We start from the raw sequence: 22,874 nt of genomic DNA, 5'->3' as shown, positions 1-22,874 counted from the left end.
GGCCGCCGCGCTTGCGACGGCCCTTTTCGAGGAGTTCGGGTTCGCGACGCTCACTTTCGCACCAAGATTGCGCGCAAGGTGCCCAGTTCGGCGTCTTATCTTAAAACGCGACCTTGAACTGGCCGCCGATGATCCGCGGCTCGTTGATCATGCCCGTCAGATTGTTGAAATCGATCGCGCTGATGCTGCGATACTGGTTCGTGATGTTGCGCACGAACGCGCCGACCTCATACCCTTGCGGCGATTTATAGCTGACCTTGAGCCCGCCTTCGAGCGACGACTTGCCGGTGAACTCTACCGCTTCGTACAGGAAGAAGTTGATGCGGCTGCGATAGACCCAGTCGGTATAGGCATAGACCTCGCCGCCATTGGCGAGCGGGATCCCGTAGCGCGCGGTCCAGTTTGCGATCCAGCGTGGCGCCTGGGGGAGATCGTTGCCGTCGATCATCGCAAACCCGTTCACGATCGGATCGAGCACGGTGCAGGTCGCGCAGACCCCCACGCCGATCGAGCGATCGCGGATCTCGGTGAAATTGTAGCTGCCGCTCGCGGTCAGCGACAATTCGGGTACCGGCCGCGCCTCGAACTCGCCCTCGACGCCATAGCCGATCGCCTTGTCCGCGCTGATCAGCCGGGCCGAGTTGCTGCTGCCGCCGACCGCAGTGATCTGCAGGTCCTTGGTGCTGTACCAATAGGCGTCGAGCGAGAAGTTCACTTTCCGGTCGAGCAGCGTCCCCTTGAAGCCGCTCTCGCCCGAAAAGGTCGTTTGTTTCGGAGCGGTGCTCTGGACGCTGCCGAACGTCACGCGGTCCTGGATCGCCGGCCCCTGATAGCCGGTCGCAAGCCGCGAATACACGTTGATCGCGGGCGTCAGCTCATAGGTTGCGCTTGCGTCCCAGGTCACGTTCGAGCCACGGACGACCGCACGCGCGGGCAGCGTGTCGCTGATCCCGGTCCCGGGGATCGGTGCGGTCACGAGGTCGTTGCGATAGTCGTGCGAATAGCGGACGCCCGCGCGCAAGGTCAGCAGCTCGGTCGGCTTCGCCTCGATCGATGCAAACGCACCGTAATTCTCGTTGCGATTGTCGTGGAAGATGTCCTGCGTCAGGTCGGTCGCACGCGATCCGGTACCGCCGAACGCATAGTCATATTGATGATAGCGCAGCGTCTGGTAGAAATAATACAGCCCGCCCTGCAAGCGGATGCCGTTCATGTCCTCGCTGGCGTAGCGCAGTTCCTGGCTGAACTCCTTGGGCTTGGTTAGGCCACCGGTGTTCGACGGGAACAGCCCGACGCCGATCGCGCCGATCGTGCCGCCCGTGAACGGGTAGCTGTTGCCGCCGTCGACGTCGCCGGTGCTCTCGACCTTGGCCTGTTCATAGCCGGTGACCGAATAGAAGGTGCCGATGCCGTCGAGGTGATAGTCGAGCCGCAGGTTGGTGCCCCATTGCGTCAGGCTCTGGCTGGTATAGCCGTCGAGCGTGACATGCTTGGGGTCGAAGCCGGTGTTGAAGTCGTTGGTGCCGGGTTTGAACAGCCCGGCGCGGAAGATGCGCGGCGAGCCCGTGAGGTCGCGGACGTGGACGTTCAGCAAGGCGTTGAAGTCGCTGCTGGTATAGCCGAGCTGGAAGCGGCCGGCGACATCGCGGTACCCTTCGAGCTTGCGATCGGCATTGCCCGTCGTGGAATCGTTGGTGACCCAATCGTCGCGCGACTGGATCAGGCCCGATGCACGGAATGCGAAGCCGTTGCCGATCGGCAGGTTCAGCGCCGCCTCGCCGTTGATCGTGTTGTAGGTCGCCCAGGATCCGGTCGCATAGCCCGAGGCCTTGTCCGGATCCGGCTTGGCGGAATTGATCTTCACGACGCCCGCTGGCGTGTTGCGCCCGAACAGCGTGCCCTGCGGCCCGCGCAGCACTTCGACGCTTTGCAGATCGAATACCGGGAAGGATTTCAGCATCGGATTTTCAAGCGCGACATCGTCATACACCACCGACACCGGCTGTGCGGCGTTCGGATCGAAATCGGTATTGCCGAGCCCGCGGATGTAGAAGCGCGGGAAGGTGCGGCCGAACGACGATTCCACCTGAAGGCTCGGCGTGCGACCGGCAAGGAACCGGATGTCGAGGCCGCTCGAGTTGAGCACGTCGAGCTTCTCGCCGCTGATCGCGGTGACCGCGAGCGGCACATCCTTCGACGATTCCCGACGGCGGGTTGCCGTGACGACGATGTCGCCAACGCCCTGTTCGCCGGACGGATCGCCGACGGCTTGCCCTGTCGGCGCCTGGTCCTGCGCGACCGCGGGTGTGGCACAGACGAATAACGGCGCGCTGGCGGCCAGCAGCCGGGCGATGGCAGACGTACGAACGGGCAAGCGAATCATGGATGGTCCCCCTTGGGCTTCGAACATCCTCCTGCGTCGATCCGTGTGGCCCGGATCCGTCCCCGACCGGTAACATCACTGCAACGTGCGGCAAGAGACACGATCGACGGCGAAGCATTTTTGCGGCGCACCGCGACATCTTTGCCCCAGTTGGCGCCGCAGTCATCCCCGCCGATTGGTTGCGGAGAGCGCAATGGTGAAGCTATTGCGGCCCGGCAGACGCGGCGATCGTGCCGGACCGGGGAATAGATATGCGCGTGCTTCTCATCGGGCTGGGTGACATCGCGCGCAAAGCATATCTTCCGGTTCTGTCGACGCGAGCTGATCTCGACATTCACCTGGCGACGCGCGATGCGAGCGTCCTCGACGAGCTCGGCCGCTCGTTTCGTATCGCGCATCGGCACACCAGCGCTGCAGATGCGCTTTCCACCATGTCGTTCGACGCCGCCTTCGTTCACGCGTCGACGCAGGCACACGGCGAACTTGTCAGGCACCTTGTTGAGAGAGGCGTCCCGACCTTCGTCGACAAGCCGCTCGCCGATAATCTCGGCGATGTCGAAGCGCTCGTCGCCTTGGCCACGGACCGTGACGTTCCGCTCATGGTCGGCTTTAACCGGCGGTTTGCGCCAGACTATGTCGCATTGCGAGGCGTCGACGCGAACCTCATCATCCTCGAAAAGCACCGCTACCGGCAACCCAGCGAACCGCGGAAGGTCGTCTTCGATGACTTCATCCATGTCGTCGATACGCTGCTGTTCCTGGCCCCAGGACCGGTTTGCCGACGCAACATCGAAACCCATATCGTAGACGGCATGCTCCACACGATCACCCTCACGCTCGCAGGCGACGGGTTTACCGCCATCGGCACAATGCATCGTAACAGCGGGCTCGACGAGGAACGCCTCGACCTCATTGGCGGTGGGGCCCGTCATACCGTGCTGAACCTTGCTGATCGCGTCGACGCGAGCGGGACACAGCGCTTACATCGACGAGGCGATTGGGTCTCGGTAGGACAGCAACGCGGCTTTGAAGCGATGTGCGACGACTTCCTGCTTGCGGCGCGTGAGCGAAGGCCGGTCGATGCCGCCGCTATTCTCGCAACGCATGAAGTTTGCGAGGCCATCGTCCGTCACGCGGAGGCGTGAAGTCTCGGACACGCGTTCCGTAATTTGAAGGCCTCGGCGCACAGCGCGCACCGACAAGGTCGCCCCCACTCCATGTACGCCAGTGCCGACAACCGCCTAAATGGCGGCATGCAGTGGCTTAGCCGGAAACCTCATTGAATGAGTGTCCGCAGCTCGGCGGGGGGAATGCCCTGCAACGTCAGCTTGTGGGTCGTAGGTGGAAGAAAGGTCGTGCGTGGCGGCAGCCCCTCGGACTGCCATGGGCCAGGTCTGTAGCGAATTGCGTTGCAGAACGACCCAAGGGTTATTGGCCGGCATTTGGACAACACGAGCCGGCGTGGACCCGTCAGCTGCTACGATCACCGTCACGCCGTCGCGTAAGCCCTAGAACGGGTTGCGTGTCTTCAGGGAAGCGTCGAACGCGTCGTTGGACGGCCCGGTCGGCTGACCTTCACGGTGTAAGGGGCCGTGCAGGAATAATGGATCGCCCGCTCGCAACAGGCGGGCCGCCCCGGCGAGAAACCCGAGCGTCGCCGACTACAGGCTGAGATGGACCATGTTGATGCACGATATCGGCGCCGCGCTTGCGATCGCTCAGCCTGCAACGGCAGTGTCGAGGCCGAGTGGCGGTCGGACATTGTCTACCTCGGAGCATCACGCAACGATCGAGGTGCGGGCGGCGAGTTCCGGATCGATCGATTGCCATCGGCGTCACGATCCTGCAACAATACCATACTAATGTAGTGGGATATGGAACCGAACAGCCCCGCGCATATGGCGCGAAGGATTCTCATTGGGAGGATCGAGACCCTGAGCATCGGCCAGCCCGTTGCAGCCCTCAGCTTCGAAGGGAGGCTGGCCGCAGAGAACGGATGGACCGGGTCGTTTGCAGACCGGGTCGCGACGGAATATCGTCGCTTCCTCGCGCTGGTCGCGATCAGCGACGAGCAGCTTACGCCGTCGGACGCGGTTGATCAGGCGTGGCATCTGCATATGGCCTATACCCGCGATTATTGGCACGGCCTCTGCCGCGACATCGTCGCGCGCGATATCCATCACGAACCGACATCGGGTGGCCCCGAGCAATGCGAGCACTATCGTGACCGCTACGCGCATACGCTCAATTTATACCGGGACACCTTTGGTGCTGCGCCGCCCGCAGATGTTTGGCCCGATCCCTCGGAACGATTCTCGGGAAATTTCCAGCGGATCGACCGGACCAGAAAGGTACTTCTGGGCGCGGAAGAGACGACGTTGGTCGGGTTCACTTGCGCCGGCCTGGTTGTCCTGATCGTTCAAGATATGGCGGCGCTGGTTGCCGTTTTCCTCCTTGCCGTCGCGATCGTCACATGGATCCAAGGTGCGCGACTAAAGGCCGGCACAGCGGGTCGTCGTTTCGATCTGAATTTCGACGGTGACGCTTGCGGCTCGGACGGGCACGGTAGCAGCGATGGCGGGTGCGGCGGGGGATGCGGCGGGGGGTGCTCATGACCCACCCCGTCTTGCAACGGGCGACGAGGAGGGGCGCACCGCCGCCAAGCGAGACATGCGCGTCGATGGCGGTGCACGCCAGCACCAACCCGAATACTGTAAAGCTGTTCGCACTACCTTTGCTCCGGAGTGGGGCCCGCGGGATTTGCCGCCACGCGCACTGCGTCCTGATATTCGCTCACGAGCGGCAGAGGTGAACGGATGTCCGCTTTCGGCCTGCTCAAAGACACTGCTGCACGAGTGGTTCTGGGTCTTTGCCATCCCGTCTTTCGAGCGGCCGTGAGCCGCAAGTTTTAAGCTGTGCAAGCGCTGAGGGGGTGCTCGGATGTGCGCAGGTGAGGCGACTGGCCTCCTTCCGAAATGGGATCTCTAGCTTTGGGTGTCGGCTAAGCTACGCTGACCGTCATGGATCTGGTCTTTGGCTGGCGCACGGCTGTCCTCACGGTGGCAGCGGCAATTCTGCTTCCGCTGGCGGTCGGCTTGTCGGCGTCGTTCCACAACCGGCTGGCGGCGCGCGCGCTCGCCGCGCTGCTGATCGTCATGACCGGCGTCTTCGTGCCCTGGCTGATCGGGTTTGCCGGCTTTTACGATCGCTGGTGGTGGCTGACCTTCGCGCCTTTCTCGAACGCGCTGCTGGTCCCGCCGCTCCTCTATCTTCACGCTTATGCTCTCGTCACCGGCCGCTGGTCGCCCGCGGCATGGCGACACCTGCTGCCGGGCGCGATCCAGTTCGCCTATCAGGCTGCCGCCTTCCTCCTGCCGACGCCGCTGAAGCATTACTGGGCGGATCTTGCTTTCACGACCGGCAATGCGATCGTCGCATCGCTGCTCGCGATCAGCTTCGTCGTCTATGGCGCGTGGACGATCCGGCTGTTGCACGGCTACCGCGACGCTCTGTCGCAAAAGCGCAGCGACGACGCGCGGTTCGCGACGGCGTGGCTCAGCCGCACCGCCGTCGCCTATCCGTTGCTGGCGATCGCCTGGGCGGGCTGGCTGCTGGTCGATGCGGTGAAGCCGCTCGGCTATAGGGGGCTGATGCCGCTCTACGCCGCGATCGCGGGGTTCGCATTGTATCTCGGGATCGCAGGATGGCGGTATCTCGCGTTGCCGTTTCCGGCGCTCGACACACTGGAGCATCCGGAGGTGCGATCACCCGCCGTTCGAAACTGGCAGGCGCAAGGGGAGGAATGGGCGACGCGGATCCGCGATAACGGGTGGTATCGCGACGACGCGCTGACGCTGCGGCGGCTGGCGAGCCTGCTCGCGACCAACGAGACCTATGTGTCGCGCGCACTCAATGAGGGGCTGGGCGTCGGCTTTTCGGACTTCGTCAACGGTCTTCGCTGCGAGGACGTGGCCGCGGCACTGGCGGCGGATGATTCCCGGCCAGTCTTGGCGATCGCGCTCGACGCCGGGTTCTCGTCGAAGGCAAGCTTCAACCGCGCCTTCCAGCGGCGCTATGGTCGCTCACCGAGTGCGTATCGGGCGTCTCACAAACGATAAATCGCATGGCATGGGCGATGATGAGGCGACGCGTACGCGCTCGGCCATGCTTGAAGGGGGTATCCATAACGTCGGAGCCGACATGACCGCATCGCCACCGTCCCGCCGCACCGTGCTCGGCGGCCTCGGCGCCACCTTTGCAGCCTCGCCGCTGCTCGCCCGGACCTCATCCAGTCCGACGCTCCTCCGCGCCGCGGCGATGCGCGAGGACGTCGCGTTACTGCGCAGGGCATATGCCGAGCTCCACCCCGGCATCCACCGTTACAATACGCCCCGGGAGATCGATGCCCGCTTCACAGCGCTGGACCAGGCGGCGGCCATCCCCATGACGCTACGGGCGTTCTACCTCACGCTGTCGCGCTTTCTCGCGACCGTGCGCTGCGGCCATAGCTATGCCAATTTCTACAACCAGCGACGCGAGATCGCCGTCGCGTTGTTCGGAGCAGCGGATCGGTTGCCGTTCGACTTCCTCTGGATCGGCGACGCGATGGTCGTCACGGCCGATCCATTCGCCACGGGGATCTCGCCGGGAAGCCGCATCCTGGCGGTCAACGGCCGATCCGCGAGCGCCATTCTCGCCGCGCTCATGCCGCTCGCGCGTGCGGATGGGCACAACGATGCCAAGCGTCGCCGCCTTCTCTCGGTCCAAGGAGACGACCGCTACGAGACCTTCGACATCTTCTTCTCGATGCTGTTCGGGCAGGACCGCTATCAGCTGACGGTGGAGGACCCCTCCGGACGGCGACGTGCCGCGACCGTTGCTGGCGTCTCGCTGGCGCAGCGCCGTACCACCGCGCACGCCGGCGTCGATGCGAGCGGCGACACGCCGGTCTGGACGATCGAGCGGCGTGGCGACGCCGCGCTTCTGTCGATGCCGAGCTGGGGTCTCTACGATAGCAAGTGGGATTGGCGCGGCTGGCTCGATCAGGCGGTCGACCGGCTGGTCGCCGAGCGGGTGCCGCGACTGGTCGTCGATCTGCGCGCGAACGAGGGGGGGCTCGACTGCGGTAACGCGCTTGCCGAACGGCTGGTAGAACGCGAGACGCCGTTCGAGGAGGTCCAGAGGCTCGTCCGCTACCGCACCGTGCCCGACGACCTGCGGCCTGTGCTCGACACGTGGGACCGCAGTTTCGATCATCTGGGAGAGAATGCGACCAGGATCAGCGACCGGTTCCTCCGGCTCGATGCGCAAGGCGACCGGGTGGACCCGATCAGACCGCGCGGTACACGCTATGAGGGCGACGTGCGCGTTCTGATCGGCCCGCAAAACAGTTCGGCGACGTTCCAGTTCGCCGATTTCGTCCGCCGTAATCGCCTTGCAACGCTGATCGGTGAGACGACCGGCGGCAACCGGCGCGGGATCAACGGTGGCTGCTTCTACTTCGTGCGACTGCCTGCGACCGGGCTGGAAGCCGACCTGCCGCTGATCGGCCGGTTTCCGACGACCCCGCAACCCGACCGGGGTGTGAAGCCGGACATAGCAATCCCGATCACGCGGGCAGACATCGCGAAGGGCACGGATGGCCAGTTGATCCGCGCACTTGCGTGACGAATGGCGGCGGCTCCGAGCGCTTGCGTTCGGGATGAACGAACGACCGGAGCTGGTAAGCGGGAACCACTGCGAATGTCCGGGTCTGGCGCACCGCTGCCGTAGTCGTCGGGAGGTCGACCAAGATAGAGGTCTTAACTACCTTCATCAGCATGATTGCGAGATCCGATCAGACCCCCCGATCTCTGCCTCGACGAGGACGGGGCCGAACTCATCGCCTAGGCGCTGGATGACGCCGCGCTTACCTACCTTGAGGGTGCCTTGGCTGCGCTTCTGACGGACGGGCCAGGCGTTCCGATCGGGAGAGACGCAAGCTTAAGCCGTTTCTAGAAGTCGCAGGACCGATCGGTGGGAGAGCCGCCACCGCGTTCGGACCCGACGCGCGTCCTAACCATGACGCTGAGAACTCGCTCAAGGCTGAAATGGTCAGCCGGGTCGACCTGATCTTCGTTATGAGGAAGGCGCATCGGAGCAAGCTCCAGCTTCAAATCCGGGTGGCTCTGGCAGACAAGCGCGCGATTTGTTTGACGTAATGAACAGTTTTGCATTTATGCAGCCGGAACTGGTCCGGCTGCTCGCGACGACGGTGAGCAGGCACCTACCAGCATGCGCCATGAAAACCGAGAAGCGGTCAAACTTGGAACATGAATTAGCAGCGATTGTGGGAAGCGGGTAGGCTGATCTGAGTGTCATCTATTGGATTTTACCAGCTGCAAAGCGGACCGGTAGCTAGCGCCCAATACCGGACGTTCAGAGTGGCTATACGGGCAACCCATAACGGCCATTCGTTAAGCGCCATCTCTCCCGTTTCTTGTCGCCGACAGGCCATTCGCGAATGCGCAATTGAGACAGACATTGAAAGTACGGCTGCGTCTACGGACGACTTTCGCTAGGCGGCCAGCCGCATCCTGTTGCGACCCTCGTTCTTCGCAACATACAGCGCGTCATCGGCGCGTCTCAGCAGCGCATCGCAACTCTCCCCAGGCGCCATTTCTGCCACGCCAATGCTCACCGTGACGCCTGGCGTACAGTTGTCCGTGCCGATCGCATGACGCACCCGTTCGGCGACCTTGCTTGCCGCATCCGCTGCGGCGTCCGGTAACACGATCACGAATTCTTCACCGCCGAAGCGGCCAATGGTATCGCCGCTGCGCAGTTCCGCGGCAGCGCCTGCTGCCACCCTCTTCAGCACCTCGTCGCCTGTGTGATGTCCATAGGTGTCATTGATGCGCTTGAAGTGATCAATATCGAACATCGCGACGGACATTGGGTGCCCGGTTTCGCGGGCGAGCAGCAACGTCTGCTCAAGCACGAAGCTGGTGCGGCGCCGGTTTGCAATTCCGGTAAGCTGGTCCGTCTCGGCCAGAATTATCGCGTTGCGGGCGGCAGTCTCAGCACGAATGCGGGCCCGTTCCATCTCGGCTTCGTGCGCAACCTGGGTCGTTATGTCCTGGATAATGCCGAACAGGCCAACCGACTCATTGACGCCGTTTCGGTCAATCTCACCCTTCGAAAACACATGGCGTACCTCCCCGTCGGGGCGGACGATGCGAGCGGTGAATTCAAAACCCACGCAGTGTTCGAGGGAGCGCCCGATATGTGCCGAAACCGCATCCCTATCGTCAGGGTGATAGGCGTCTATCGCGGTGTCGAGTGACGGCGGAACGCGGGTCTCCACACCATGAATGCGAAAGACTTCGTCCGACCATGTTATGAGTTGCGTCAACAAATCGAGATGCCAATGACCGACATGAGCCGCACCCTCGGCCAGCTCGAGCAACCGCAGCTTGTTCGCGTTGCTATCGATCAGCTGTTGTCTAGTCGCAAGCAAGGCGGCAATCGGCAGGGCGGCCGCGAACAGGGCCAGCAAATAGAATTGTAGAAAGATGCTACGTGCGTACGCCTGACCGTCGGCTATCGCCTGCGGATCAGAGCCGAAAATATGGGCGAGTGAGCTGGCCGTGGCAACGAGCAACACACTTCCGGCGGCGCCAAACGGACCCATTCGCAACGCTGCCAGAAGGACTGCAAGCATCGGCAGGAAAAGCAGCGAGTAGTTGACCTGAGAGAAAGCGATTATCGACACGCTGGCCACGAGCAGAAATATCGCGACGGCTTGCGGGGCTGCTGCCAGGCCATCGCGAAACCTTTTGCGATAGAAGGCTCGGCCCGCAATCAGGATGAGCGGGGCAACGATCAAGATCCCCAGCAGATCAGTCGTGAACCACGAAAGCCAGAAGCTGATCCCGACAGCCGTCGTCGCGCAGGCGGCGATCGTCGCGCTCAACGCTGCCGCGGCCGCTGCGGCGATGCAGAACCAGACCAAGCCCTTTGGATCGGTGAATGAATCACGACGCCGCGTTCGGTTTCGTAAAAGCCATGCCGCAAATCCGGACTCGGACACGTTAGCGAGCGTAAAACCGATCGAAAGCAGGACGCCATTCCCGCCGCCGAGGTTGGCAGCGAGACTGGCTATTGCAGCGGCGCCTATGTGCCACACGATGCGATTCCGAGGTTCGACCAGTAAGGCTGCGAACAGAATGCCGCTGGGCGGCCACAGCATCGCGATCCCGTCAGCACCGCGGGTGAGGTAGAGGGACGCGAAGGCCGCCAGATAGTAACCAACGCCTGTGGCGATCGGTAGCGCTGCAAAACGTGTGAGCTCGGTTACACGGTGGGCTATTCGGTTCATGCGCAAAATGTAGGAGGCGACGGTTAACAGGTCATAAGGACTGGTGTATTTTCAATCGGTTGTGAAGCCCGCTCCAAACTTCTGGTGTTGAGCCCCATCGCCAATAGCGAGACTTGGCCGGCACCATGCGAAACAGAGCAGGCCGTCTGATTTGCGCACCCGCCCTTGGGGATGCCAACGCGGCGTTATGTAAAGATTGCGGCGGAGAAACCGGCCGCCGCGGATCTTCAGCGCCTCAAGCTGATCCAGGGCAGCGTGGGTTTCGCAGAGCGTGGGGCCACGACGGACTCCAACTTGTTTCCCCGAAATCTGGCAGCACGCTTGGGGCGGCGGTGTTGGGCACCGTGCCCAATGCCAGCCTCGCCCGCGGACACGCTGAGACGCTGCAACAGATTCAGCAGATGCTCGTGGGCCAGGGGGCGGCGGCAAGCGCAGTGATGAGCCGGGCAGGGCGAGCGCACGGCCGGCCCCTGACGTTCCGGGGCATCCTTATGATCGCAGGCGGCACGCTGGCGTTCTCGGTGTTCGTACCGCAAGCGACGGAGGGGCACGGCGCGCCAACCTAAACCGATGTCTGAGCGCAAGCAGCTGAAGCAGCGGCATCAAAGTCTGCCTGTGCGTCAACATCGCAAAGGCGCGCGGCAAATTACGCCCAGGCCTATCCCCCCAACGCTACCGCTCAAACAGACGCCTCAAGAACACGGTTTCCACCTCGCGCCGCAGATCGTTGTTCGGCTTTTTCAAAAAGCCGTGCCCTTCGTCGGCGAACACCACATACCAAGTTTCGTTGCCGTTTGCGCGCAGGCGCGCCACGATCTGGTCCGATTCCGATTGGGGTACACGGGGGTCGTTGGCACCCTGCATCACCAACATTGGCTTGGTGATCCGCGCAACATTCGTGAACGGCGACACCCGCGTTAGTACCGCGCGCATCGCCGGATCGCGCTCGTCGCCATATTCTGCGCGGCGATTGTCGCGACGATAGGCCTCGGTGTTCTGGAGGAACGTGTTCCAGTTGCTGATGCCGTAGCGCTCGACCCCGCCGACCAGCCGGTCCGAATAATGCGTCATGACGGCAAGGCTCATATAGCCGCCATAGGACTGACCATAGACCGCGACACGGCCTGCATCGAGGCCCGGCTGTGTGCTGATCCAGTCGAGCAGGGCGCCGATATCCTTTACTGAGTCCTCGCGCTTCACGCCATTGTCGAGGTTGAGGTAGCGCTTGCCATAGCCGTCGCTGCCGCGGACGTTGGGAAGGATCACCGTCGCCTTCAACGCATCGGCAAAATATTGCGCGCCATAGTTTAAGATCGGGCGCGTCTGCGCTTCCGGCCCCCCATGGATGTCGATGATCACCGGCGTCCGCGTGCCTGCCGGCAAGCCCTTGGGTCGATAGACGAACGCCGGGACAGACAGGCCGTCGAAGGACTTGAAGCGTACGAGCTCGGGCTCGGCAAGCGTGGCGGGATCGAGTTCGCCCAGCTCCGACTTGGTCCAGCGTGTCAGGCCGCCTCCGGTCACGCCCCAGCTCCAGACGTCACCGGCGGAAGTGGCCGAGGTCAGGCCAATCGCCAGATTCCTGCCGTCGGGCGAAAATCTGAGCGCGGTCAGGACGCCGCGCGGCAGCACCGGTTGTGGTAGCGCGCGGCGGGTGACCCGATCCTGCACCACCACGCGCGAGAAGCCGTCCTCGTTCACGGAATAGGCGAGCACGCGCCCGTCATCCGTCAGATCGAAGCTCTCGACATCCCATTTAAGGTCCGGCGTCAGGACCGTCTGCGCGCCGGTGGCGATATCGATCTCGACCAGTCGGCGCGTGTCGCTGCCGGAATCGGAGATGGCGATCAGCTTCGGTCCGCCCGGCAGATAGCGGGGGTCGGCATAGACGGCAGCGTCAGCCTTCGGCGCGATGCGGTCCGCCTTGCCGGTCTTAAGATCCAGCTCGAACAGCTGGTCCTCACGGTTGGAAAGGCTGCGCACAAATATCAGCCGCGCAGCGTCGGGCGCGATATCGGCGGGCGCCACCGCGCCGTCGGACTGGTAAAGCGAGCGCGGGTTGCCGCCCGCCTTTGGGTCGACCCCCAGGATTGCATAAGCGGCGCTTCCCTTGGTCGCCCGCGCCCATGCCATCAGCGCGCCATCCTTGCTGAAAACCGGCGACTGGTTGCGGGTGCCGGCTTCGGTCACCGGCGTGGCTACACCGGTGAGGCCGCGCGTATAGAGTTGAAACCACTCGTCACCGCCCGTGTCGCGCGTCATCACGAAACGATCGCTGCGGGGGATCGTCGTCGCGGCGGCAATCGGCTCGGCGCCGAACGTGATCTGTGTGCGTGCGCCACCGGGGGTTGCGACGTGATGCAATTGCTGCGTCGCGCCAAAGCGCGTGGCGATCAGCATCGAGCCGTCCGGCAGCCAATCCTCGAACTGCGCCGCCCGACTATTCTGATAGCGCTGCACCGCCTCGCGCACCTCGACGGGGATATTGGGCACGCCAGAGAGCGTGGCGCTGCCGACCTGCTGCGTCGGCACGGTCTGCGCTGCGGTTCCGGTAGCGAGCGCGAACAGCGCGACGGTTGCGACGAGAGGCTTGATCATTCGCCGGTTGTCGGTCGCCGGGCACCGTTAGGTCAAGGGCGGGTACAGCGGGTCGGCTGAATTGCTAGCGGTCTCGCGTGATCGACATCGTGATTTATCGCCCCGATTCTATCCTCAGCCGATCGGCGAACATCTCGCGTCCATCGCAGGGAGTGCGATTTGCGTCTCAACAATAGAACGCTCGATGATCGCAAGCGTCGCCTACAGCTTGAGCCAAAAAAAATGGTCTTTATCGCAGTTCCAGCCGCTTCTCGACGCAAGCCGACACAGTTACCTGCTAACTTCAGCATCGATGGAATGCGTAGCCATGGCGGCGCTTCTCGTTAATATATCTAGGCAGGTCGTGATCGGACCGACGATGCCACAAACAGCCGAGCGAGATTCAATGTCCGGTAAGCCCGGAGGTGGGCTTTGGCGTCGGTACCGGAAGGGCGACCGGCGCCAACTTCTATTTCAGCACATAGCGCGGTATCAAATCGCATGGCTCGTGCGCAAAAGCTGAAGGTTTACAGGACGGCCGCTGGCTTCAATGATGCCTATGTCGCCGCAACGAGCCAGAAGGCTGCCCTCGAGGCCTGGGGCAGCGAGCGCGACCTGTTCGCGCGAGGCATAGCAGAGCTCGTCACAGACCCCGCGCTGACCGCTGAGCCTTTGGCCTCGCCAGGCCTGGTCGTGAAGCATTCTCGCGGCACGACTGCGGAGCAGATCAAGGCCATGCCGGCCCTCGAACTGCGGACAGCGCGGGGAGATGTTTCGGCGCGCCCCGAAACGTCCAAACAGCCGCAAAAACCGAAGTCTGCACCGAAACCGAAGCCGAGCAGCGCGAAGCTCGAGGCGGCGGAAGCTGCGCTTGAAACGGTGACGGCCGACTACGACGGCAGGATGAAGGGGTTGGCGGACCGGGAGGCAAAGCTGGCCCGCGATCGACGTGAGCTTGAAGAGCAACACCGCGCAGACGTCGGCGCGGCAGAGGCTGCAGTCGAAGCCGAGCGTCAACGATATGACGCCGCGATGCGACAATGGCGAAAGGGAAAAAGCGACACTTAAGTCGCAGCTGCCTACGGGCATGGTCTATCCCGCTCACAGCGTCCTGTGTCGCGACGCTGCTATTCATGGTTACCGCTTCGCTAACCCTCAATATCCGGAACGATCATCCTTCGACACGGCTTCTAGATCCGTGAGCAACCGAACTGTCGACAGGAATCATCATGAGCACGACCCTCGTATCAGCCGTTTTCGACAATCACGCCGATGCAGAGCGCGCCGTTTCAGAGCTGCGCGCTGCGGGCATTAGCGACAGCGCGATTTCGGTCGTGGCGCAGCACAATGGCAAGAACACGACCACAGACGGCAACGGCGACACGCAGGAGTTTGTCGGCAAGGTCGCAGCCGGCGCTGGTATCGGGACCCTGCTCGGTATCGCGGCGCTCGCAATACCCGGCGTCGGCCCTCTCGTTGCAGCGGGCGCGATCGCGTCGGCAGCGATCCCCGGTGCAGCCGTCGTCGGTGCGGCGCTCGGTGGCGCCGTCGGGGGGCTGGAAAAAGTCATGACGGACCATGGCGTCAGCCGGGTCGATGCCAGCTATTATGAGGGGCGCATCAACGAAGGTGGCGTGTTCGTGTCGGTCGATACCGCCGGGGCAGGGGTCGCTCCCGAGGACGCAGCCGATGTGCTGTATCGCTCCGGCGGTCACACATCGACGCGTGCCAAGGTCGCGTCGGCGTAATCCTCTCTGATTTGCTGGCTCGAAGAGACGGGGCGTTCCTAAGGGGGCGCCCCGTCTCGGCATTGGGTAGCATCGAAGGCAAGTATCGCGGCGCCTGAGCCGAACCTGTGTGCGCATCGCGCCATTTGCCAATGCGACCGGGCCCGCTACAGGCCGCCCCGCAATGGCGTATGTCAGGACCTCATGATGATCAGTACACCCCGCTCGATTGACGACCGCATCGCAGAGGTGGCCACGCACGGGGACGCGGCCTGGTTCAACAATAATCCAGATCGACGCATCCGGATACGCCAAGCGGTTGCAGGGGAGTTCGCCGAAAATATCGGACACCCCCCCGTTGGCATGCAGTGGTTCGTGCTTGTCCTCGAGGCGCAGCCCGGTGCTCGTCTTCGTCAGCCTATTGCCTTGTCGATCGGGTTTGACATCAGCGGTTTGGACGATGGCGCGCTGTTCAGCCTGTTCAAACAGGCGGCCCCCGTGGAATCACGCGATCTGCTGAGCAAGCTCCGCGCGGCGAAGCTACCAGGGATCACGAAGCCGGCGAGCTAATAGTATCCCAGAGCTCGACGATCTTCTCGCGGGCAGAGGCCTTCCCAAGGAGCGCTTGGGGTAGAGCCGGTCCACCGCGACGTTCACGAGGGCGTCGGCCGGGGAAGGGCATCGAGCGCTGCCGATACCTGCAGGCGCAAATCGTCGTCCCGGGAAATCTCGAGCATCGCGCTAAGACTGTTGCGGGCGCCGGCAACATCTTCTGCGACCAGCTGAAGTCTGGCTCGCTCCCACCAACCATGGGCGTGCGTGGGCGCCACGATCGTCATGCGGTCGTACAGGACTAGCGCGCGCGCGGGATTGCCTGCCTGCTCGGCACGGGCCGCCTGGTTGAGCAGCAGTCGAACAAGCGCCGATCGGTTCGACAGGGGCAGCATCCCGTCGGAAAACCGTGTCTGGCCCGTCATCTGCTCCAACAAGGCTTCCACCTGTTCGGGGGCGACGATGCGACCGTCATTGAAGGGATCGATGATCAGCGCCTCCGGTGCGTCGCCAAGGCGGACCAGGACGTGGCCGGGGGTATTGAGCGGCATCGCCGACCATCCAAGCCGTCGGGCCATTGCCACATAGAGGATCGACAGACTGACCGGCAGACCGAGCCGTCGATCGATGACAGCGATCAGGTCCGCGTTCTGAGGATCGTCGTAGTGCGTGCGGTCGCCGGAGAATCCGAAATCCTCGACCATGACGCTGCGCAGCGTCTGGGCCTGAGCGACGCTGCCTGCTGCGTTGTCGTCAGCAGCGCGCAGGGCCAATTCTATGCCAGTGAGCTCGTCGATATAGTCGTCTAGATCGATACCGGGATGATCGAGGGCGGCGAGTTCAAGGGCGGCCAGATCGAGCTCGATCTCCCCGTCCTCCATGAGCCCGAGATGAAGAATGCTATTGGTCATAAGACGCTAGATGGGGGCTCTTCCGATCGTTCCTATGCCCGACTTGACTGCCGGCATGATCAGCCGAGCGACAACCGGATCGGCGTCGAGGATCAACAGGCCGCCACCGATCGGACTGGCGTGGAGGCTGCGCTGACCCGAACGAAACTTACCCCGGAGCCGGCGCGTTGCGGCGGTGCCGGAGCAGTCTGCTTCGCAGCCATTTGCTTAGCGAGGATACTATCATGGGCCTGTTTTCCAAAGACATCGTGACGTTCGACGACCTGTTCCTGCACCAATTGCAGGATGTGTATTACGCGGAAAACCAGATCACCAAGGCGCTGCCAAAGATGGTGGCCAAGGCAACGGCGCCAGCCCTTAAGCAGGGTTTCGAAACCCATCTGCGTGAGACGGAAGGGCAGATCACGCGCCTCGAGCGGATCTTCGACCTGCTTAGCGAGAAGGCGAAAGCCGTGACCTGCCCGGCGATCGACGGCATCATCAAGGAAGCCAACGAAGTCGCCGGCGAGATCGAGGACAAAGCCGTTCTGGATGCCGCGCTGATCGCGTCGGCACAGGCCGTCGAGCATTACGAGATCACGCGCTATGGCACGCTGATCGCTTGGGCGAACCAGCTCGGCCGCGCCGATATCGCTGCGATCCTGAAAGAAACGCTCGATGAGGAATATGCGACCGACGACAAGTTGACCGCGATGGCAACGTCGAGCGTGAACGTCAAAGCGGAAGCGGTCACCGCATAAGCGTTTCGGTGTCGGGGGGCCCAATGCCCCCCGACCAAATCTAGTTCATGAAAGGCACGTTCGATGGCTGATGATATCGCGTTCACGCTTCCCGAAGCCTTGCGTGCGCAAAAACACATGCGTGATGCGCTGGGCCTGGGTGAGGAACGGTTCCCGGTCCCCGCTTTCATCAACATGGTAAGCGACGAGATCGAGCAGCTGCGCAACGCCGGGAAGACCAATGGCGAAATCGCCGCGCTTGTTGAAGAGTCGAGCGGTCATGCCCTCACCGAAGCGGATATCGCGCGCTATTATACGCCTGCCGAAGACCGGCGTTCCAACGAGCACTGAAACTGCCCCGACCAGCTCGGGAATTGTGCCTCTTGTTGAGGGCAGGGGACACAGATTTGCTGTCCTGAACAAGACCGCCACTTCCAGCGTCGAGCGTCCTACCGGTCCTGATACTGTGATCTACGCGTGGGTGGGCGATCATAAGCAACGGCGATGCGACCCATCTCAGGGCGATACGCCATAGGCTGCGAACTCGTCGACGGGTGCGCTTCGCGGTGAACACGCTGCCCTTTAACGTGACACGGCGGCGATATTCGGTGCCCGCGACTGTCCTGGCGATATCGTTCTTGCGGCAACAGGATCGTTTCCACCGTGCGCGTATGCTGTGGCTAGGGGACGGCGTACGGCGCGGCACCGTCGGGCGCGGCGTCGCGGGTCAAATCAGCACAATAGCCGATCGTCATCCCGTCGGTTGGATCCAGCCTGAAGTTCAGTCCATGCGCGCCTTACCCGTCATCGAAAGGCGTCGCTCGCCCGTCTTCGGATCGAAGCTGCTGGCGGTCGAATCGACATCGACAAAGTTGGATTCGCTCTTCCAATAGTCTCGCAACGCCCGGTCGCGCGCATCGCCGACCAGCCTGTGCCGGTAATCAGGGCGAAGATGATCAGGTCGCACCCCTTGCCGGAACTGGTACCCGATGGGAGGCAGGCTCAAGACCTATCCAGGCTATCCGCATGACACGCCGACGTCATCAACGCCGACATCCTCGCGTTCATCCGCAGATAACCGTCGGCGGCAGGCGGGATACGTATCGCGCCTGCCGCCCTCTACCTAAAAAGGTCGATGCCGGCGATGGCCATATGCCTCCTGGGGGATGCAAGACCGATGAAGGTCATGCGGACGTAGACAGCGTTAACCTTCGTATCGAACACGATGCGCTGCGGCGAGAGCGCGTTGGCGATGTTCGAGAACTCGTCGGCAGCCGCCTTGACCCATGTCTTCCCGTCGAGGCTTGTCTCGACAAGGAACCGTTTCGGTGGCGCGGTATCCGTCATCACCGCGCGCGAGGGCGTCAGGATGAAGCCAGCCAAGTGCTGAGGCGTGGTCAATTTGAATGTGACGGTCGGCCGATCCGCCGTCGACGCAACGGGAACCTGCCAGACTGTGTTCGAATCATTGTCGAGCACGGCGCCGGCAGTCTGTCCCGATGCCGAGACGATCGATATCTCGGAGGGCTGCAGCACATCGCGGCTACGCGCGGCGGGCAGCGCGACCGCGATCGGCGCGATCTGGCGGAACAGCGCGATCTCGCTGATCGCCGGACACGCCTGTGCGGCGACGATCCGCAGTCGCAGCCGTCGTGCGACGACGGGCGCGGGCAGGCGGACGACGCGCTGGGCGGCGATGCACGTGCCCGATGCGATCTCCGACCACCCCTTGCCGCGATCGACGTCGATCGCAAAGCGGTCGACGCGGACGCCAAGCGGCAGGAACTCTCGGATCCGGACGAGATCGAAGCTGCGGCCGGGCGGAAGGTCGAGGACAAGGCTCGGCGTATGCACGGCGTCGGGGGTCGACCAATAGCTTTCAGGATTCTGATCGAGCACATTGGCCGCCGCAAAGCCCGGCCCGCGAATGTGATCGGCCGACGCGATCGCGCCAGTCGCACGATTGTCCGCGAACGTCGCACGCTGCGCGGTACCGAATGACTGCAGAATGGCGACGTCGGGATCGGCGAGACGGCCGCGCCGGTCGGGTGGCAGATTCAGGATCAGATTGGTGCCGCGTGCGATCGATTCGTCGAACAATTGCAGCATCCGCTTGGGATCCTTGACCTTCGCATCCTCGTCGGCGTGGTAGAACCAGCCCGGGCGGATCGAGGTGTTGGTTTCGGCGGGCCACCATAAGGCGCCGTTGCGAAGACCGGCGTTGCCGTCCGCCTGGCTCGGTTTGCGGTTAGCCATGGTCGGCCAGCACGGATCGCCGGCGACACCATCCTCATTGCCGACCCACCGCACGTCGGACCCCAGCGGTTCGAAGGTGCAGGCCATGGGCTGATGCTGATGCACCAAGGCGAAGATTGACGGCCAGTCATAATAGGTCTCGGAGTCGATCTTTCGTGTCTCGCGGGCGCCGCCATAATAGCCGTCGCCGCCGTTGGCGCCGTCGAACCAGAATTCAAACAGCTGGCCGTAGCGCGTACAGAGTTCGACGATCTGTTTGCGATAATAGTCGAGATAGCCAGGGCGGCCATATTCGGCGTGATTGCGGTCCCAGGGCGACAGATAAAGGCCAAAGTCGAGGCCGGCACGCCTGGCCGCTTGCTCGAATTCGCTGACCACATCGCCCTTGCCGTCACGAAACGGGCTGTTCCTGACGCAATGCTCGGTCAGCATCGTCGGCCACAGACAGAATCCGTCATGATGCTTGGCGGTCAGGACGATCCCGCGCAGACCGCCGGCCTTGGCCGCTCCGACGATCTGATCCGCCGAGAAGTCGGTTGGGGCGAACAATCTGGGGTCTTCATCGCCATAGCCCCATTCGCGATCGGTGAAGGTGTTGATCGAAAAATGGACGAAGGCGTATTGCTCGCGTGCGTGCCAGGCCAGCTGGCGCGGGGAGGGGGTTGCTCCCCAGGGCGCGGGTGAAGTTCCGGGCGATGGCTTGCGCGCCCAGCCGCTAGACGACGCTGTCGATGCCAGGCCGGAGGCGAGCCCCGAGGCAAGCATAGCGCGGCGGGTGATGATCGACATGGGGACTCCTGGAACGTTTCGGGTCATGTGGCATCGCTCTCGCGTGGCGTGCTGCTGGCGGCGCCCGGAGCGGTTCTGCGTAGCGCGACGTCGTAGCGTCGGCCCTTCACAGTCTCGAACGTGATAGACTGTGCATCCTGCTCGAACCGGACGATCGTCCCCCGCTGAACAATCTTGAGCAATTCGAACCCTGACGGCAATCGGACCGAAAGGCGCGTGTCGCCGGCAATTACCGTCGCGTCGACATGGCCATCGCTCCACGCGATCGCAACCTCGTGACCGCCCCGCGCGCGGAGCCCGACGACGCGACCGTTGGTCCATTGCGAGGGGACCGCAGGCAGCAGCGCGATCTCGGTTTCGCGGCTCTGTAGCAGCATCTCCGCGATCGCCGCGGTGATGCCCAGATTGCCATCGATCTGGAATACGGGCCGTGGCTTTGCCGGATGCGTGTCGAGCAGGTTCGCTGCGACGCTGTTGGCGATGAACGCGGAAAGCGATCGCCCGGCCTGCGCGCCGTCACCCAGCCGGGCCCAGACCGCGGTCGCCCAGGCACGGCTCCAGCCCGTGCTGGCACCGCCATGCGCCTCGCGGCGCGCGATCGACGCGCGCGCAGCCCGGGCGAGCGCGGGCGTCCGGACGGGGTCGATCGCATCGCCGGGATAGAGCGGATAGAGATGCGAGATGTGTCGGTGGCCCGGGTCCTGCTCGGCGAAGTCGGTCGCCCATTCCTGAAGTTGGCCATATCGGCCGGTGCGATAGGGCTCGAGTTGCTTTAGCAGCCCGGCGAGGCGCACCGTGAGCCCGTCGACATCGCCGATTACCGCCATGGCTGCGATGCAGTTCGTGAACAGTTCGCGGATCAGCGCGAGGTCCATCGTGCAGCCTGCCGAGATCGCGGCGGACTTGCCGGCCGCGGTCAGAAACAGGTTCTCCGGCGAGATCGACGGGGCGGTCGTGAGATGGCCGCTTCGCGGATCGCGAACCAGCCAGGCTGCACAGAATTCGGCGCAGCCCCGCATCAATGCAAAGCCGCGCGTCTTGAGGAAGTCGCGATCGCCGCTGAAGCGGTAATGATCCCAGACGTGCTGTACTAGCCATGGGCCCGCCATTGGCCAGTTCGCCCAATTCGGATCGCCGACGCCCGCGCCGACGGGGTTGCTCATCGCCCACAAATCGCTGTTATGATGCACACACCAGCCCGGCATTCCGTAGAATTGCCGCGCGGTGCGCGCGCCGGTGACCGCGAGCCGCTCGATGTGATCGATCAGCGGAAAATGGCAGTCTGCGAGATTGCAGGTCTCGGCGGCCCAATAGTTCATCTGGAGATTGATGTTGGTGGTGTAGTTCGAGCTCCAAGGCGGGCGCACCGCGGCATTCCATACACCCTGGAGATTGGCGGGCATCGTATCGGCACGGGAACTGGCGATGAGGAGATAGCGGCCGAGCTGGAACAGGCGTTCGGCACGCGGTGTATCCCCGTCCCCGATCGTGCCGTTGAGTTCGAGCGAGGCGCGGCGGTAGAGCGCCTGATGATCGCTGACGTGACGCTTTACTAGTGTCGTATAGTCATGATGTCTGGCAGCCGCGAGGTCGCGTTCGGCCGAAGCGCGGACCGCGGCGATGGGTGTGTCGGGCGCCAGGTCGAAGCGGCGAAACCCTGTGGCGGCTGCGATCCGGACGATCGCGGTTGTGGCGCCGCGGATGTGCAGCGCGCCCTCCGACGCGGTGATTGCGCCGCCATCGGTTTCGACCGACAGGATCGTCGCGAACGCCATGCCCCGACCGGGGCTATCCGAATACCGAATGGGGTCGGGGACATCGCGGTAATCGGGCTCGCTCTGCGTCGGCGCCTTGCCGAGCAGGGTGATCTGGTTGCTGCCCGGTTGCGCGGTGGACGTCGCCGTCGCGCGCAGCTTGCTCGTCAGCATCAGGCGGCAATCGATCATGCCGCGTCGATCCGCGGTGAGGCGCTGCAGGATCACGCCATCGGGGTGCGAGGCGAACAGGTCGCGGCCGAAGCCTGTCCCGCCAGAGCGATACGTGACAGATGCAACCGCGCGATCGAGGTCGAGCGTCCGGCGATAGTCCTGCGGGGCTTCGCGATGGTCCATCTCGAGGTGGAGATCCGCCATCGGTGCATAGCTCGCACTGAACGGCCCCTGGAGCGCATGGCTCAGTTGATCGGCACTGATCGGATCATCGGCGAACACGGCGCGGCGCACCGCAGCGAGCGCATCCCGGTTGCGAGGATCGGCATGGTCTCGATCGCCGACCGCATGCCCGGGGCTGACGTCGGGCTGGCCGCTCCACAATGAATCGTGATTGAGCGATAGCATGTCGCGTACGACCCCGCCGCCCATCATCGCGGCGAGCCGGCCGTTACCGACGGGATGCCCGAGCAGCCACTCGCTCGCGGGCTCGGTCGCCGTGATCCGGTGGCGCTCGTCCGCGCCGGGGGCGCTGGCTTCGGCGGCGCCCAGCCCTGTGAAGAGCCCGGCGAACATGGATCCGGTCCCTGCTGCCATGACGCGGCGACGTGATACGCTGGCGAATGCGTCGGCGACGCCCGGTGGTTGACCCGTCATGCTTTCCCTTCCCGCA

Annotated in this window: 16 protein-coding genes and 1 pseudogene; 9 read left to right on the top strand and 8 right to left on the bottom strand. The window is 63.4% G+C overall.

What is annotated here, in order from left to right; all coding sequences use genetic code 11:
- Positions 1 to 100: 100 nt before the first annotated feature.
- Positions 101 to 2,383, bottom strand: coding sequence for a TonB-dependent receptor (locus tag SOM18_RS17885; protein WP_235188257.1), 2,283 nt, complete (start codon positions 2,381 to 2,383; stop codon positions 101 to 103).
- Between the two features lie 251 nt (positions 2,384 to 2,634).
- On the opposite strand from SOM18_RS17885, the gene SOM18_RS17880 reads away from it, so the two are divergent.
- A complete protein-coding gene (locus tag SOM18_RS17880) occupies positions 2,635 to 3,528 on the top strand; it encodes a Gfo/Idh/MocA family protein (protein ID WP_031439210.1) in 894 nt (297 codons plus the stop codon).
- A 363-nt stretch (positions 3,529 to 3,891) separates the two neighbouring features.
- Here the strand turns inward: SOM18_RS17880 and SOM18_RS19430 are convergent.
- Positions 3,892 to 4,029: pseudogene (locus SOM18_RS19430) on the bottom strand (DUF938 domain-containing protein); the annotation flags it as partial.
- 228 nt (positions 4,030 to 4,257) lie between these two features.
- Here SOM18_RS19430 and SOM18_RS17875 point away from each other — a divergent pair.
- The 3 genes from SOM18_RS17875 to SOM18_RS17865 all read left to right on the top strand — a co-directional run bounded on the left by SOM18_RS17875 (position 4,258) and on the right by SOM18_RS17865 (position 8,050).
- On the top strand, positions 4,258 to 4,998 hold the full coding sequence (locus SOM18_RS17875) for a glycine-rich domain-containing protein (RefSeq protein ID WP_052380804.1): 741 nt from the start codon (positions 4,258 to 4,260) through the stop codon (positions 4,996 to 4,998).
- Positions 4,999 to 5,403: 405 nt separating this feature from the next.
- Positions 5,404 to 6,501, top strand: coding sequence for a helix-turn-helix domain-containing protein (locus SOM18_RS17870; protein ID WP_200874002.1), 1,098 nt, complete (start codon positions 5,404 to 5,406; stop codon positions 6,499 to 6,501).
- A gap of 82 nt (positions 6,502 to 6,583) precedes the next feature.
- Positions 6,584 to 8,050, top strand: coding sequence for a S41 family peptidase (locus SOM18_RS17865; protein WP_042466362.1), 1,467 nt, complete (start codon positions 6,584 to 6,586; stop codon positions 8,048 to 8,050).
- 889 nt (positions 8,051 to 8,939) lie between these two features.
- Here the strand turns inward: SOM18_RS17865 and SOM18_RS17860 are convergent.
- The gene (locus SOM18_RS17860) at positions 8,940 to 10,742 is read right to left on the bottom strand and encodes a sensor domain-containing diguanylate cyclase (protein ID WP_031439206.1); all 1,803 of its coding nucleotides are present in this window, start codon (positions 10,740 to 10,742) and stop codon (positions 8,940 to 8,942) included.
- A 672-nt stretch (positions 10,743 to 11,414) separates the two neighbouring features.
- Entirely contained in the window at positions 11,415 to 13,340 is a 1,926-nt protein-coding gene (locus SOM18_RS17855; protein WP_320482110.1) for a S9 family peptidase, read from the bottom strand.
- Between the two features lie 480 nt (positions 13,341 to 13,820).
- Here SOM18_RS17855 and SOM18_RS17850 point away from each other — a divergent pair, with 480 nt between their 5' ends.
- From SOM18_RS17850 to SOM18_RS17840, 3 genes are all read left to right on the top strand, one after another.
- Positions 13,821 to 14,387 (top strand): hypothetical protein, encoded by a 567-nt coding sequence (locus SOM18_RS17850; protein ID WP_031439203.1) that lies wholly within the window; start codon positions 13,821 to 13,823, stop codon positions 14,385 to 14,387.
- 161 nt (positions 14,388 to 14,548) lie between these two features.
- Positions 14,549 to 15,067 carry a general stress protein gene (locus SOM18_RS17845; protein ID WP_052149332.1) on the top strand — a complete coding sequence of 173 codons (519 nt, stop codon included), beginning with the start codon at positions 14,549 to 14,551 and terminating at the stop codon, positions 15,065 to 15,067.
- 186 nt (positions 15,068 to 15,253) lie between these two features.
- On the top strand, positions 15,254 to 15,616 hold the full coding sequence (locus SOM18_RS17840; RefSeq protein ID WP_152555355.1) for a hypothetical protein: 363 nt from the start codon (positions 15,254 to 15,256) through the stop codon (positions 15,614 to 15,616).
- Positions 15,617 to 15,699: 83 nt separating this feature from the next.
- Here the strand turns inward: SOM18_RS17840 and SOM18_RS17835 are convergent, their stop codons facing one another.
- A complete protein-coding gene (locus SOM18_RS17835) occupies positions 15,700 to 16,509 on the bottom strand; it encodes a SirB1 family protein (RefSeq protein WP_031439201.1) in 810 nt (269 codons plus the stop codon).
- A 224-nt stretch (positions 16,510 to 16,733) separates the two neighbouring features.
- On the opposite strand from SOM18_RS17835, the gene SOM18_RS17830 reads away from it, so the two are divergent.
- Both SOM18_RS17830 and SOM18_RS17825 read left to right on the top strand, forming a co-directional pair.
- Positions 16,734 to 17,249 carry a ferritin-like domain-containing protein gene (locus tag SOM18_RS17830; protein WP_320482109.1) on the top strand — a complete coding sequence of 172 codons (516 nt, stop codon included), beginning with the start codon at positions 16,734 to 16,736 and terminating at the stop codon, positions 17,247 to 17,249.
- A gap of 63 nt (positions 17,250 to 17,312) precedes the next feature.
- Positions 17,313 to 17,579 (top strand): hypothetical protein, encoded by a 267-nt coding sequence (locus SOM18_RS17825; RefSeq protein WP_031439200.1) that lies wholly within the window; start codon positions 17,313 to 17,315, stop codon positions 17,577 to 17,579.
- Between the two features lie 430 nt (positions 17,580 to 18,009).
- Here the strand turns inward: SOM18_RS17825 and SOM18_RS17820 are convergent, their stop codons facing one another.
- The 3 genes from SOM18_RS17820 to SOM18_RS17810 all read right to left on the bottom strand — a co-directional run bounded on the left by SOM18_RS17820 (position 18,010) and on the right by SOM18_RS17810 (position 22,858).
- Complete coding sequence (locus SOM18_RS17820; protein ID WP_320482108.1) at positions 18,010 to 18,234, bottom strand: hypothetical protein; 225 nt, start codon at positions 18,232 to 18,234, stop codon at positions 18,010 to 18,012.
- Positions 18,235 to 18,347: 113 nt separating this feature from the next.
- Complete coding sequence (locus tag SOM18_RS17815; RefSeq protein WP_320482107.1) at positions 18,348 to 20,273, bottom strand: alpha-L-fucosidase; 1,926 nt, start codon at positions 20,271 to 20,273, stop codon at positions 18,348 to 18,350.
- A gap of 23 nt (positions 20,274 to 20,296) precedes the next feature.
- A complete protein-coding gene (locus SOM18_RS17810; protein WP_320482106.1) occupies positions 20,297 to 22,858 on the bottom strand; it encodes a glycoside hydrolase family 95 protein in 2,562 nt (853 codons plus the stop codon).
- Between the last annotated feature and the right edge of the window lie 16 nt (positions 22,859 to 22,874).

This window comes from Sphingomonas sp. CFBP9019, assembly GCF_034045155.1.
Taxonomy (GTDB): domain Bacteria; phylum Pseudomonadota; class Alphaproteobacteria; order Sphingomonadales; family Sphingomonadaceae; genus Sphingomonas; species Sphingomonas aerolata.
The sequence above is the reverse complement of the archived record's forward strand: the minus strand, read 5'-3'. Positions and strand labels throughout refer to the sequence as shown.

Excerpts from the sequence above, each read along its gene's own strand:
- SOM18_RS17885 (WP_235188257.1), bottom strand. The coding sequence starts at position 2,383 with ATGATTCGCTTGCCCGTTCGTACGTCTGCCATCGCCCGGCTGCTGGCC.
- SOM18_RS17880 (WP_031439210.1), top strand. The coding sequence starts at position 2,635 with ATGCGCGTGCTTCTCATCGGGCTGGGTGACATCGCGCGCAAAGCATAT.
- SOM18_RS17875 (WP_052380804.1), top strand. The coding sequence starts at position 4,258 with ATGGAACCGAACAGCCCCGCGCATATGGCGCGAAGGATTCTCATTGGG.
- SOM18_RS17870 (WP_200874002.1), top strand. The coding sequence starts at position 5,404 with ATGGATCTGGTCTTTGGCTGGCGCACGGCTGTCCTCACGGTGGCAGCG.
- SOM18_RS17865 (WP_042466362.1), top strand. The coding sequence starts at position 6,584 with ATGACCGCATCGCCACCGTCCCGCCGCACCGTGCTCGGCGGCCTCGGC.
- SOM18_RS17860 (WP_031439206.1), bottom strand. The coding sequence starts at position 10,742 with ATGAACCGAATAGCCCACCGTGTAACCGAGCTCACACGTTTTGCAGCG.
- SOM18_RS17855 (WP_320482110.1), bottom strand. The coding sequence starts at position 13,340 with ATGATCAAGCCTCTCGTCGCAACCGTCGCGCTGTTCGCGCTCGCTACC.
- SOM18_RS17850 (WP_031439203.1), top strand. The coding sequence starts at position 13,821 with ATGGCTCGTGCGCAAAAGCTGAAGGTTTACAGGACGGCCGCTGGCTTC.
- SOM18_RS17845 (WP_052149332.1), top strand. The coding sequence starts at position 14,549 with ATGAGCACGACCCTCGTATCAGCCGTTTTCGACAATCACGCCGATGCA.
- SOM18_RS17840 (WP_152555355.1), top strand. The coding sequence starts at position 15,254 with ATGATCAGTACACCCCGCTCGATTGACGACCGCATCGCAGAGGTGGCC.
- SOM18_RS17835 (WP_031439201.1), bottom strand. The coding sequence starts at position 16,509 with ATGACCAATAGCATTCTTCATCTCGGGCTCATGGAGGACGGGGAGATC.
- SOM18_RS17830 (WP_320482109.1), top strand. The coding sequence starts at position 16,734 with ATGGGCCTGTTTTCCAAAGACATCGTGACGTTCGACGACCTGTTCCTG.
- SOM18_RS17825 (WP_031439200.1), top strand. The coding sequence starts at position 17,313 with ATGGCTGATGATATCGCGTTCACGCTTCCCGAAGCCTTGCGTGCGCAA.
- SOM18_RS17815 (WP_320482107.1), bottom strand. The coding sequence starts at position 20,273 with ATGTCGATCATCACCCGCCGCGCTATGCTTGCCTCGGGGCTCGCCTCC.
- SOM18_RS17810 (WP_320482106.1), bottom strand. The coding sequence starts at position 22,858 with ATGACGGGTCAACCACCGGGCGTCGCCGACGCATTCGCCAGCGTATCA.